The sequence below is a fragment of the Flavobacterium sp. XGLA_31 genome, assembly GCF_051547105.1.
Classification (GTDB): domain Bacteria; phylum Bacteroidota; class Bacteroidia; order Flavobacteriales; family Flavobacteriaceae; genus Flavobacterium.
The window spans coordinates 502698-515077 of sequence record NZ_JBPTTM010000002.1 but is presented as its reverse complement, the minus strand read 5'-3'; the positions used below and the strand labels follow the sequence as shown (position 1 = coordinate 515077).

The 12380-nt window shown below is 39.5% G+C and carries 12 protein-coding genes; 4 read left to right on the top strand and 8 right to left on the bottom strand.

Annotation, left to right across the window (positions count from 1 at the left end; translation table 11 throughout):
• Positions 1-41: 41 nt before the first annotated feature.
• The gene (prfA, locus tag ACSVH6_RS06375; protein ID WP_438076679.1) at positions 42-1115 is read left to right on the top strand and encodes a peptide chain release factor 1; all 1074 of its coding nucleotides are present in this window, start codon (positions 42-44) and stop codon (positions 1113-1115) included.
• A gap of 49 nt (positions 1116-1164) precedes the next feature.
• Here prfA and ACSVH6_RS06370 read toward each other — a convergent pair whose 3' ends face one another.
• The 7 genes from ACSVH6_RS06370 to ACSVH6_RS06340 all read right to left on the bottom strand — a co-directional run bounded on the left by ACSVH6_RS06370 (position 1165) and on the right by ACSVH6_RS06340 (position 5981).
• Positions 1165-1716 (bottom strand): hypothetical protein, encoded by a 552-nt coding sequence (locus ACSVH6_RS06370; RefSeq protein ID WP_438076677.1) that lies wholly within the window; start codon positions 1714-1716, stop codon positions 1165-1167.
• Between the two features lie 34 nt (positions 1717-1750).
• Complete coding sequence (locus ACSVH6_RS06365) at positions 1751-1903, bottom strand: lmo0937 family membrane protein (protein WP_438076675.1); 153 nt, start codon at positions 1901-1903, stop codon at positions 1751-1753.
• A gap of 18 nt (positions 1904-1921) precedes the next feature.
• On the bottom strand, positions 1922-2569 hold the full coding sequence (locus ACSVH6_RS06360) for a porin family protein (protein ID WP_438076673.1): 648 nt from the start codon (positions 2567-2569) through the stop codon (positions 1922-1924).
• A gap of 24 nt (positions 2570-2593) precedes the next feature.
• The gene (locus ACSVH6_RS06355; RefSeq protein WP_438076671.1) at positions 2594-2989 is read right to left on the bottom strand and encodes a hypothetical protein; all 396 of its coding nucleotides are present in this window, start codon (positions 2987-2989) and stop codon (positions 2594-2596) included.
• Positions 2990-3171: 182 nt separating this feature from the next.
• Complete coding sequence (locus ACSVH6_RS06350; protein WP_438076669.1) at positions 3172-4962, bottom strand: sensor histidine kinase; 1791 nt, start codon at positions 4960-4962, stop codon at positions 3172-3174.
• A 9-nt stretch (positions 4963-4971) separates the two neighbouring features.
• On the bottom strand, positions 4972-5418 hold the full coding sequence (locus ACSVH6_RS06345) for a response regulator (protein ID WP_438076667.1): 447 nt from the start codon (positions 5416-5418) through the stop codon (positions 4972-4974).
• A 5-nt stretch (positions 5419-5423) separates the two neighbouring features.
• Entirely contained in the window at positions 5424-5981 is a 558-nt protein-coding gene (locus tag ACSVH6_RS06340) for a helix-turn-helix domain-containing protein (RefSeq protein WP_438076665.1), read from the bottom strand.
• A gap of 255 nt (positions 5982-6236) precedes the next feature.
• Between ACSVH6_RS06340 and pyrF the strand changes: the two genes are divergently transcribed.
• Together pyrF and ACSVH6_RS06330 are read left to right on the top strand one after the other, a co-directional pair.
• A complete protein-coding gene (gene pyrF, locus ACSVH6_RS06335; RefSeq protein WP_438076735.1) occupies positions 6237-7055 on the top strand; it encodes an orotidine-5'-phosphate decarboxylase in 819 nt (272 codons plus the stop codon).
• A gap of 6 nt (positions 7056-7061) precedes the next feature.
• Positions 7062-7871, top strand: a complete 810-nt coding sequence (locus tag ACSVH6_RS06330; RefSeq protein WP_438076663.1) for an ABC transporter substrate-binding protein — start codon at positions 7062-7064, stop codon at positions 7869-7871.
• A gap of 167 nt (positions 7872-8038) precedes the next feature.
• On the opposite strand, the gene ACSVH6_RS06325 is transcribed toward ACSVH6_RS06330, so the two are convergent.
• On the bottom strand, positions 8039-8782 hold the full coding sequence (locus tag ACSVH6_RS06325) for a DUF4197 domain-containing protein (protein ID WP_438076661.1): 744 nt from the start codon (positions 8780-8782) through the stop codon (positions 8039-8041).
• Positions 8783-8929: 147 nt separating this feature from the next.
• Here ACSVH6_RS06325 and ACSVH6_RS06320 point away from each other — a divergent pair, with 147 nt between their 5' ends.
• On the top strand, positions 8930-12355 hold the full coding sequence (locus tag ACSVH6_RS06320; RefSeq protein WP_438076659.1) for a methylmalonyl-CoA mutase family protein: 3426 nt from the start codon (positions 8930-8932) through the stop codon (positions 12353-12355).
• The last annotated feature ends 25 nt before the right edge of the window (positions 12356-12380 follow it).

The window sequence follows — 12380 nt, the reverse complement described above, 5'->3', positions numbered from 1 at the left end:
ACAAAAAGTTGTACTTTTGCGCTCGAAATAAAGAATACAACATGTTAGACAGATTGCAATATGTAAAACAGCGTTTCGACGAAATCTCGGATTTGATCATTCAGCCCGATGTAATCGCCGATCAGAAGCGTTATGTACAGTTAAATCAAGAATACAAAGGCTTAAAAGCATTGATGGAAAAACGCGACGAATATGTGCGTTTGACAGACAATATTGAAGAAGCCAACGAAATATTGGCTGATGGTTCAGATGCTGAAATGGTGGAAATGGCCAAAATGCAGATGGATGAAGCTAAAGAACGTTTGCCTCAGTTAGAGGAAGAGATTAAATTCATGTTAATCCCCAAAGACCCGGAAGATGCCAAGAATGTCATGGTGGAAATCCGCGCCGGAACCGGTGGAGATGAAGCCTCCATTTTTGCAGGGGATTTGTATCGTATGTATACCAAGTACTGTGAAGGCCGCGGTTGGAGAACATCAGTGGTGGATATGAATGAAGGAACTTCGGGAGGATTCAAGGAAGTGATTTTTGAAGTGACCGGTGAAGATGTTTACGGTACTTTAAAGTTTGAAGCCGGAGTACATCGTGTACAGCGCGTTCCGCAAACAGAAACTCAAGGTCGAGTGCATACATCAGCAGCTACTGTAATGGTTTTGCCGGAGGCGGAAGAGTTCGACGTTCAAATAGATATGAACGATGTGCGTATTGATTTCTTCTGCTCGTCAGGACCGGGTGGTCAATCAGTAAATACTACCAAATCAGCAGTGCGTATGACACACATCCCAACAGGCTTGGTAGCACAATGTCAGGATGAGAAATCACAGCATAAAAATAAAGATAAAGCCTTAACCGTTTTACGTTCGCGTTTGTACGAAATGGAATTGGCTAAAAAACAAGCTGAAGATGCTGTGAAACGTTCGTCTCAGGTAAGTAGTGGGGATCGTTCAGCCAAAATCCGTACGTATAATTATGCCCAAGGAAGAATTACAGACCACAGAATTGGTTTGAGTATTTTTGACTTGGATGGATTTATGAATGGAAACCTCCAAAAAATGATTGACGAACTTCAATTGGTTGCCAATACCGAAAAACTTAAAGAAAGCGAAGTTTTCTAATACAAAAAAAGGGTTGCCAATCGGCAACCCTTTTTGTTACTTATGAAACCTAAAGTCGGAATCCATAAGCAAGTCTCAAAGCAATTTGTCCCAAACCTGTTCCGGGGATATCATTTTCGAGAATCGGAAAATCACTGTAATGCTCGTAACGCAAACTAATATCTAAAGCATCAGTAGCATAACCTATTCCCGGACTAATCAAAAATGAGGTTTTATCATAATCATTGGTCACCGCGAAAGCCGCTCCAACCTCTCCTAATAAATACAATTTATCTTTTAGTACAAAGGCTTTAAATCCACCTTTCACGGGGATGTAACCTAAATCATTATCTTTTCCGCTTACAAAAAAATTACTGAAACCCGTGGTCAGCGTTAATGAATATCTTGTAGATAAATCATATTGAATTCTAACATCGGCTCCTAAATTGTAATCATAAGGATCTTTGGTTGGCAAGCCTCCATTTATGGCAAAGCCCAAACGGAACCCTTGGTCGTATTTTTTTTCTTTTGTTTCTTGTTTTGCCTCTTGTGCTAAAACAGTAGTGGTAGTAAACAGACACAAAACGACCACTAATTTTGCATTGCTGAAAATAGTCTTCATGGTAATTAATTTAAAGTTTTGCGTCGAGGTGTTCCTATATCTCTTTTCCTTTAATAATTCGGAGTAACACTGCAATAACGGCTATTAACAGTAAGATATGGATGATGGCTCCCACATTGTAAACAAGGAACCCAAACACCCATAAAATTACGAGTACCGCGGCTATAGTGTATAATAAATTTTGCATCGTTATATATTTTAAAAATTATAATTTAATGGCTAGGTATAAACTCAGAGCACTGTTTTTTCCGTCGGGAAAGGTGTAGGTTGTTCCGCCAAAGTTACCTTCTTTACCCACCGTATTCAGACCGTAATTGTATCGTAAACCCAAATGGGTAGCAGAAAAATCCACTCCGATTCCGGCAGACAAACCATAATCAAGTTTATGGTAGTTATCATTACTCAGATTGTCTTCAAAATTAAAACTACTGTTACTCGATTCGTTGGTAGCTTGCCCGTCAATCAAGTAAGCAGCGTAAGGGCCAAAGTGAATATTGAAATTGGGAGTTAAGTTTATTTTCAGTAACACAGGTACCTCAAAATAATTTAGTTTAAACCGAGAGGTTCCGCTTACGAAAGCATTATTATAAACCAACTCTGAACCTTTCCTGGAGAAATTAAACTCAGGCTGAATGGAAATGAAATGGGTGACCGGCAAGTTGGCATATAAGCCTAAGTTAAAACTCGTCAGTACATTATTGTCATCTACCTGATCAGTATAAAGGTTGGTGAAATTGACACCCCCTTTAATTCCGATTTCAGGGCCGCTACCCGTTTCCTTTCCTGAAGCGGTTTGTGCTTTAACAAAAGTAAAGCAAGAACAAATAACCAGAGATAAAATGATTTTTTTCATAACAGTAGCTTTTGATCTTATTACTTATTCAATCAACGACAAGGCATCAGAATTCGGAACCATAGATTGTAGCGGTCTTTTTATTCTTCCTTTGGGATTATAAGGAAACTCCTTTCTATGGACTTTGATGAATTGTTCAGGTGTATCATCTTCAAAGTCAGTGATAATTACCCTTTCATTTTTAAACAGGGAATAGCCTCCGTAGTTTGGAGGTAGTGCTACATCAACTCTCCAGATTTTGTCTTGTTGGTAACGATATACACCTTCTTTGAGATCATAGTAGGCTTCCATGTTCGGAAAATAATAATAACGCAATGCACAGTTAGTGACAGGGTCAATCTCTAATTTTTGTTGGGCAACATCTTGTGCTTTTCCGGATAAAAAAAAGAGAGATGCAAAGAGGATAAGATACTTTTTCATGGGACCGTTTTTTTAGTTCATTTCCTTTACATGCAATAATTCGAACCAATTATTACATTACAAATTTGCGATGCCTCGACATGAAATGTGTTACAACAATTTTTTTAATTGTTATACAATTTCCATAAGAAACGAAAAGAAGGGTAAAAGAAGCAGAGACTAAAGAAACGTAGGGCGTTCAATTAGCAATCCTCTGAAAGATAGATAGTAAATGTGGCTCCAACTGTAGGTTTGCCATGAGCAAAAATAAAACCTTTGTGATTCTCTACAATTTTTTTACAGATGGCCAAACCAATGCCGGTACCTGCATATTCGTTTTTATTGTGCAGTCGGTTGAATAATACGAATATTTTTTCGGCATAAATCTGCTCAAACCCGATGCCGTTGTCTTCAAAAGTAATTTTATAAAATTTATCCTTGGTTGTTTTCGGAATCAGTGCTTCATCAGCGGCAGTCACTTTTTTACAGGAGATTTTTATCTCGGGGACAACATTTTCCTTGCTGTATTTTAATGAATTACTGATAAGATTGGCAAATAATTGCTGTATTTGAAACGGAATGACTTTCATCTTCGGTAGTTTCTCACTGGTGATAACCGCATTTTTTTCTTCAATGGATTGTAGCAAATCGCTTTTGGCATTCTCCAGTAAATGATTCAGATTCACGGTTTCAAATACCTTTTCAGTTTTTGTAGCTCTCGAATATTGCAATAAATCATCTATGAGAATTCGCATTCTTTCCACTGAATTGTTGATTCGGTTTAAGTAATCTTTTCCGGTATCTGAAATGTTATCGTTCTCCTTTTCAGTCAGTCGCGATGCAAAAGTCTGAATTTTGCGCAGTGGCTCCTGCAAATCATGACTGGCTACATAGTTAAAGGCCAATAGCTCCTTGTTACTGGCTTCGAGTTCCAGATTTTGTTGCTCCAGCGATAAAGAGGCCAACACTTCATCCGTCACATCGCTGCTGGTTCCGATTAAGATTTCTTCTCCTGATTTGTTGATTACAATTCGGGCGGTTGTTCTGAAATAACGAACTTGCTTATCTTTACGGATGATCCTATAGGTAAACGGTGCCAAATGGCCTTCTTCTACCATGGTAATGGTAGCCTCTTGGTACGATGGCAAGTCTTCAGGGTGAAGGTATTTCATAAAGTTAGCCTGATTGGCACTGAAAGATTGAGGCTCGCAACCCAATAACCGATAAATATTATCCGAAAAGGTATAGTTTTGAGTACTCATGTTGAGTTGCCAACTACCAAAATTACCCACAATTTCGGCGAGATTACTCGATTCATTCATGATTACCAAATGGTTATTAGAGGCTTTTAATTTGTCCAAATCACGGGTAATCCGGATATATGAAATGGATATCAATACCAGTGTAATCAGCAGTATGACATAAACAAAAATAGGAGTGACTTTAATGGTGTCTTTATAATTCAATTCATGCTCTTTCAGATTTTTTTTCTCCAAAAGAATCATAGTGTTGATTTGACTCCGCACACTGTCCATGGTTTTTTTTCCAATGAGCAATTTGTTCTTCAGCTCTTTGTCGTTGAGGTCTCTTTTTAACGACATATGAAGCGCACTCGAAAGGTAATTTTGCCTTTTATTGATGTAAAACTTCAGCTTTCTTAAGTTGTCTTCCTGCTCCGGATCGTTATAGGTATACTGACGTACTTTTTTAAAGGAACTGTCAATCTTTTGCTTGGCATTCAGATACGGTTGCAAAAAAGTAGAGTCTTTGGTAATCAAAAAACCACGTTGTCCGGTTTCGGAATCTTTCAGATAGGAAAACAACCGCTCCAACTCAAGGTTCACATCATAAGAACGATTGACCCATCGGGAAGTATTGTTGAGCAGATTAATGTGTTTAAAGGTTACGGCCGAAATGAAAAATATAGCAAATATAGAAACCACAAAAATGCTTTTGAGAAAGATAGGTGAGGTATAAATTGCTTTCAATTTCATGGCTTATCGTTATAAACGCAACAAAAAATTATCTTTATTCAACCCTGATGTGTGGTATTGCCAATTAATCGTAACCACATCCGAAAGCACTTTTTTCAGCGTGTTGAAATCACTGGGCTTTTTAATGTAAATATTAGCTCCTTGTACAAAGGTCTCTTCAATGTGTTCTTCCGAAGATGACGTAGAAAAGATAGCAATGGCAATGTCATTAAATTTGGCGTCTCTTTTGATTTCACTCAAACATTCCAAACCGTTTTTTCTCGGCATATTCAAATCCAGAAATAACACATTGGGTAACACGGCTTCAGGATGATTTAAGTAATTCATTAGTTCCACTCCGTCATTAAAGGTGTTGACTTTTGTATTGATTTTCAGTTCATCAAAAGCATCGGTAAAAAACATTCGGTCATCTTCGTCGTCGTCAGCCAAAATAATATGGATATAATCTTTGTTCATGGCGGTTATATTTTAGTGGCGATTGCTCTTCGTTTCACAATAATACGCTGAAAGGCAGAAGGTGTAATACCGGTTACATTTTTAAACTGGGTACTCAAATGGGCAACACTCGAGTAATTAAGTTGGAATGCTATTTCGGTCAAACTCAAATCACTGCTTACAATCAACTGCTTGGCATACTCTATTTTCTGTAAAATAATATAATTCTCAATAGAGGTGTAGGTGGTGTCAGAGAATAAATTGGAAAGATAACCGTAACTGTGTCCCAATTTTTCGGCCAAATACACCGAACTTTTGACATTAACCAAATCAGGATTATGAATCATCTCAATAATGGTATCCTTAATTTTTTGAACTAAAATACTTTTTTGATTCTCTATAATCTCAATTCCATATGTTGCTAATTCTTCAGCCAAGTCAGAAAACTTGTGGTCATCTGCTTTTTCTAAAATTTCAACTTCACCAAAGCCCAATATGCGGTGTTTGATGCCATGCTTTTCGAGCTTTTCTTCCAATACTTTGCGGCAAACAGCGTTAAAGTCAAATTTGATAAACATTTTCATAAAAGAGAATTTGGGATTATAGTCGTAAATATAACAAATAATTCCCATCAAAAAAGCCGTAAACAAATACGGCTTTTTCTTTCTCTCTAACCCCAACTTTTTATTATTAGCCAAATGACAGTAGCAAGTACTAATCGTTTGCTTTACAAAGATAGTATGGGTACAAGTCAGGCGGGTTATATAATTTACCGCAATTGTTATAAAATTTCCATTTTCAGATTCTGGTTTGTACCTTTGCCGCCACACAACAACACCATGACAACACAACAACTCGTTCAACAGATTTACCACAAAAAAACATTTTTGTGTATCGGCCTCGATGTCGATTTGACTAAAATCCCAAAGCATTTATTAGAATCGGAAGATCCCATCTTTGAATTCAACAAAGCCATTATCGATGCTACACATGATTTGTGTGTGGCTTATAAACCCAATACGGCTTTTTATGAAGCGTATGGTATCAAAGGTTGGCAGTCACTACAAAAAACCATCAACTACATCAACGAAAAGCATCCGGATATTTTTACCATAGCCGATGCCAAACGCGGAGATATTGGGAATACGTCCACCATGTATGCCAAAGCTTTTTTGGAAGACTTAAATTTTGACAGCGTAACCGTAGCACCTTATATGGGCAAAGATTCTGTAGAACCTTTTTTGGAATTTGAAAATAAGCACGCGATTCTGTTGGCCCTTACTTCTAATGAAGGAGCGTTTGATTTTCAAACTAAAAATACGGAAGGTGAGGAGCTCTACAAAACCGTAATTAAGACTTCAACCAACTGGAAAAACGCCCAAAAACTAATGTACGTGGTAGGCGCCACCAAAGCAGAGTATTTTACGGAAATCAGAAAAATTATCCCCGATAGTTTTCTTTTGGTTCCCGGAGTGGGAGCACAAGGCGGAAGCTTGCAGGAAGTTTGCAGATACGGGATGAACAACAGTGTTGGATTGCTTATCAATTCTTCCAGAGCTATAATTTATGCTTCCACCGAAAGGGATTTTGCCGAAAAGGCCAGAGCGGAAGCTATGAAAATGCAACAGGAAATGGAAGCGATACTGCAAAACAAGTAGAGGATTGTGTCAACGTTTACAGACCAGTTAGGAAATACACACACTTTCAAAACGACTCCGAAACGTATCGTTTCGTTGGTTCCGTCACTCACGGAACTGCTTTACGACTTGGGCTTGGAAGAAAATATAGTGGGCATTACAAAGTTTTGCGTCAATCCTTTTCATTTCAAATCCACAAAAAAGATTGTTGGCGGGACTAAAAAGGTACATGTAGACAAAATACGCTCCTTACAGCCCGATATTATCATCGCCAACAAAGAAGAGAATACACTCGAAATGGTAAAGGAACTTTCAGAAATCAGTCCGGTTTGGGTAACCAATGTGATAACCCTGGAAGATAACCGAAAGTTGATTGAGGATTTTGGACAGCTTTTTAATAAAAGAACAGAAGCGCAAAAATGGCTCGATAAAATTGATTTTGCCTATACCGATTTCCAACACGTTATAAAGCAAGAAACCACCCGTAAGGTAGCGTATTTCATTTGGGCCAACCCCTATATGGTAGCCGGAGGCGATACATTTATCAATGAATTGCTCAAACTGAATCGCTTTGAAAACATCTATGACCACAACCCCAAATACGAGGGGAGATACCCTGAAGTGGTGATTCAGAAAATGCGGATTCAGGGCGATCCCGATTTAATATTACTGTCCTCAGAACCTTTTCCGTTTACCGATGAGCATGCCTTTGAACTGGGTCGTCATACTCATCATGCCAAAACCGTTTTTGTTGACGGCGAAATGTTCTCCTGGTATGGCAGCCGATTGGTCAAAGCGTTTGCGTATTTTAAAAAACTCCAACAAGCCATTAAATAAAAAATGCCGAAGTACAAGACTCCGGCATTTTTAAACTAACCCTAACCAAAATAATAAAAAACCAAATTTATTACACTACAAAGATACAGCGCCTTTTTGGCTATTGATGTTAAGGTTTTGTTATTCTTATGTTATTGATTTCTAAAAATTTAACAGTAAATTAAGAACTACTTTTTATCCTGTAAGGCAAATACCTTTTTAAGCAAATCTGAGGTTCTCGAATTCAAATCGGTCCGGATGTTTTTTTCCTCTACGGCAATCATTTTAAAAACACCTTCCAAGGCTTTATTGGTGGTGTAATCTGTTAAATCCGGATTCACTTTTTTGACCAAGGGCAACTTGTTGTATTTCTTAATAATCTCGGCCCAAACTTTATCAGCACCCACTTTGGCAAATGAATTTTTAATCACCGGATTAAACTTGCCATACAAAGGGGTAGTGGTCGTACTTTCCAAATAGGTAGTAGCCGAACGTTCATCACCCATCAGGATGTTTTTAGCATCCGTAAAACTCATGTTTTTAACCGCATCTACAAAAATAGGGGTAGACTCTTTTACAGCATCCTCGGCAGCTCGGTTCAACATCAGTATCCCTTTATCTGCTAAGGAACTCAGACCGGCTCTTCGCAAGGCTTTATCCACCTTTTGCAATTCTTCCGGCAACAATATCTTAACCATCTGATTTTTGTAAAAACCATCCACTGCGGTAAGCTTGGTAACTTGCTTTTCAATACCTTTATTCAGTGCTTCTTTAAGTCCTGAGGCAATGTCAGCATTGCTCAATACACCGGCAGAGGTTGGCAAATCCAGTGGGATGACTTTCTTAACTTCATTTTTAATTTGATCTAAGATGCTGATTTGGGAAAATCCTAAAACAGGAAATAACAGCAGTAAGGCGATTTTTGTTTTCATAGTAAAGATTTGAATTCCAAAGGTAAAAATTGATTTATAGGATTGTGTTAATTTTGGACTAAACTTCCCAAAAATTATGCCAATCGTTTACCTGATAATTTTTATTAATTACGTAAATTGCGGCACTAAAATTATCATATTCTCATAATGGAACCACAAATCCCGTACATTCCAAAAAATAAAGTCCGAATTGTAACTGCCGCTTCACTTTTTGACGGTCATGATGCTGCCATTAACATCATGCGACGCATCATCCAGACCACCGGAGTAGAAGTAATTCACCTGGGGCACGATCGTAGTGTTGAGGAAGTGGTGAATACCGCCATTCAGGAGGATGCCAATGCTATTGCCATGACATCGTACCAAGGCGGACACAACGAGTATTTCAAATACATGTATGATTTGCTGAAAGAAAAAGGAGCCGGTCATATTAAAATCTTCGGCGGCGGCGGTGGCGTAATTCTTCCCGAAGAAATTGCCGAGTTACAGGCCTACGGAATTACACGTATTTACGCTCCCGATGACGGACGTGCTATGGGATTGCAAGGGATGATTAACGATTTGGTACAACGTTCAGACTTTGCCATTGGCGATGTGTTGAATGGAGAAATCAATCATTTGGAAGAGAAAAACCCAACAGCTATTGCCCGTGTCATCTCTTCAGCTGAGAATTTTCCGGACGTAGCCAAACCTACATTAGACACCATACACGAAAAAAATAAAACGACCAATATCCCCGTACTCGGAATCACAGGAACCGGCGGTGCAGGAAAGTCTTCTTTGGTAGACGAATTAGTGCGTCGCTTTTTAATTGATTTCCCGGAAAAAACTATTGGTTTGATTTCGGTCGATCCTTCCAAACGCAAAACAGGTGGCGCCTTACTGGGCGATAGAATTCGCATGAATGCCATCAACAACCCTCGTGTTTACATGCGTTCATTGGCTACACGCCAGTCCAATTTGGCGTTGTCAAAATATGTAGCCGAAGCCATTCAGGTCTTGAAAGCTGCCAAATACGACTTGATTATCTTGGAAACTTCGGGTATCGGACAAAGTGATACCGAAATCATGGACCACTCGGATGTGTCCTTGTACGTGATGACACCGGAGTTCGGAGCCGCTACGCAATTGGAAAAAATCGACATGCTCGATTTTGCCGATTTGGTAGCCATCAATAAGTTCGATAAACGCGGTGCTTTAGACGCCATCCGTGATGTTAAAAAACAATACCAACGCAATCATAATTTATGGGATACCAATCCGGATGAAATGCCGGTAGTAGGCACCATAGCTTCGCAATTCAATGATCCGGGCATGAATACGCTCTACAAAAAAATCATGGATAAGATTGTAGAGAAAACAGGGGCCGATTTGAAATCTACCTTCCAAATCACCCGTGAAATGAGTGAGAAGATTTTTGTCATTCCGCCACATCGTACCCGATATTTATCGGAAATCGCAGAGAACAACCGCAAGTATGACGAAACGGTTTTAACGCAGGTTGAGGTGGCTCAAAAATTGTATGGCATTTACAAAACCATCGAATCGGTAAATAAAAAAGCACCTCATTTAGATAAATCCGGAATTGAGGCTAATTCATTGAATAACAACGAAGATAACAAAGAGTTTTTAAACCTTTTGGTTAAAGAATTTGACCGCGTAAAAATGAACCTTGATCCGTTCAATTGGGAAATCATCCTCACTTGGAATGACAAGGTAAACAAATACAAAAATCCCGTATACAGCTTCAAAGTACGCGATAAGGAAATCAAAATAGAAACCCATACCGAAAGCTTGTCGCATTCGCAAATCCCTAAGGTAGCCTTGCCAAAATATCAGGCTTGGGGCGATATCCTGAAATGGAACCTACAGGAAAATGTACCGGGCGAATTCCCATTTGCTTCAGGACTGTATCCTTTTAAAAGAGAAGGCGAGGACCCAACGCGTATGTTTGCCGGAGAAGGTGGACCGGAACGAACCAATCGTCGTTTCCATTACGTTTCTTTGGGTATGCCGGCCAAGCGTTTGTCTACCGCTTTTGACTCGGTAACTTTATACGGAAATGATCCTGATTTGCGTCCCGATATTTACGGTAAAATCGGAAATGCCGGAGTGTCTATCTGTTGCCTGGACGATGCCAAAAAACTGTATTCCGGTTTTGATTTGAGCCATCCGATGACCTCGGTTTCCATGACCATCAATGGTCCGGCACCTATGTTGCTCGGGTTCTTCCTCAATGCCGCTATCGACCAAAATTGTGAAAAATACATTATTGAAAATAACTTACAGGTAGAGGTAGAAGAAAAAATCAACGAAATCTACAAGAAGAAGAACTTACCAAGACCGCGTTACAATGGCGAATTGCCCAAAGGAAACAACGGTTTGGGATTAATGTTGTTAGGGGTTACCGGTGATCAGGTGTTACCTATTGAGGTCTACAACGATATTAAAGTAAAGACCTTAGCTCAGGTTCGTGGAACCGTACAAGCCGATATTTTAAAAGAAGATCAGGCACAAAATACCTGTATTTTCTCGACCGAATTTGCTCTCCGCCTCATGGGTGACGTACAGGAATATTTCATCCAAAAAAATGTACGCAACTTTTATTCGGTTTCCATCTCCGGTTACCATATTGCTGAAGCGGGTGCCAACCCGATTACACAGTTGGCATTCACCCTGGCAAACGGATTCACCTATGTGGAATACTACTTAAGCCGAGGCATGAACATCAACGACTTCGGACCTAACTTATCATTCTTTTTCTCCAACGGTATCGACCCTGAATACGCCGTTATCGGACGTGTGGCACGTAAAATCTGGGCCAAAGCGATGAAAAATAAATATGGTGCCAATGAAAGAGCCCAAATGTTGAAATACCACATCCAAACTTCGGGACGTTCGTTACACGCTCAGGAGATTGATTTTAACGATATCCGTACCACATTGCAAGCATTGTATGCCATTTACGATAACTGTAATTCCTTGCATACCAACGCGTATGATGAGGCGATTACCACACCAACGGAGGAAAGCGTACGTCGTGCCATGGCCATTCAGTTGATTATCAATAAAGAATTAGGTTTGGCTAAAAACGAAAACCCAATCCAGGGTTCATTTATCATAGAAGAACTTACGGATTTGGTAGAAGAAGCCGTATTGCAGGAGTTTGACCGCATCACCGAGCGCGGCGGCGTATTGGGTGCCATGGAAACCATGTACCAACGCAGCAAAATTCAGGAGGAAAGTTTGTATTATGAAACCTTGAAACACTCCGGAGAGTTCCCAATCATTGGGGTAAATACCTTCCTGAGTTCGAAAGGTTCCCCTACGGTATTGCCGGCAGAAGTAATCCGCGCAACCGAAGAGGAAAAACAATTCCAGATTCAAACCCTCGATAACCTGCACAAGGCATACCATGACAAAGAAGACGAACAAATTGAAGCCTTGCAGAATGCAGCCATCAACAACGAAAACATTTTTGAGGTATTGATGACCGCTACCAAATATTGCTCTCTGGGACAAATCACTGCCGGATTGTTTGAGGTAGGAGGACAGTACAGACGTAATATGTAATAACCATAAAATAGAGTAAAAGACC

Bases quoted from the DNA above. Each gene is read 5' to 3' on its own strand.
- ACSVH6_RS06325 (WP_438076661.1), bottom strand. From the start codon at position 8,782: ATGAAAACAAAAATCGCCTTACTGCTGTTATTTCCTGTTTTAGGATTT.
- pyrF (WP_438076735.1), top strand. From the start codon at position 6,237: ATGACAACACAACAACTCGTTCAACAGATTTACCACAAAAAAACATTT.
- ACSVH6_RS06370 (WP_438076677.1), bottom strand. From the start codon at position 1,716: ATGAAGACTATTTTCAGCAATGCAAAATTAGTGGTCGTTTTGTGTCTG.
- ACSVH6_RS06345 (WP_438076667.1), bottom strand. From the start codon at position 5,418: ATGAACAAAGATTATATCCATATTATTTTGGCTGACGACGACGAAGAT.
- ACSVH6_RS06355 (WP_438076671.1), bottom strand. From the start codon at position 2,989: ATGAAAAAGTATCTTATCCTCTTTGCATCTCTCTTTTTTTTATCCGGA.
- ACSVH6_RS06340 (WP_438076665.1), bottom strand. From the start codon at position 5,981: ATGAAAATGTTTATCAAATTTGACTTTAACGCTGTTTGCCGCAAAGTA.
- ACSVH6_RS06360 (WP_438076673.1), bottom strand. From the start codon at position 2,569: ATGAAAAAAATCATTTTATCTCTGGTTATTTGTTCTTGCTTTACTTTT.
- prfA (WP_438076679.1), top strand. From the start codon at position 42: ATGTTAGACAGATTGCAATATGTAAAACAGCGTTTCGACGAAATCTCG.
- ACSVH6_RS06365 (WP_438076675.1), bottom strand. From the start codon at position 1,903: ATGCAAAATTTATTATACACTATAGCCGCGGTACTCGTAATTTTATGG.
- ACSVH6_RS06350 (WP_438076669.1), bottom strand. From the start codon at position 4,962: ATGAAATTGAAAGCAATTTATACCTCACCTATCTTTCTCAAAAGCATT.
- ACSVH6_RS06320 (WP_438076659.1), top strand. From the start codon at position 8,930: ATGGAACCACAAATCCCGTACATTCCAAAAAATAAAGTCCGAATTGTA.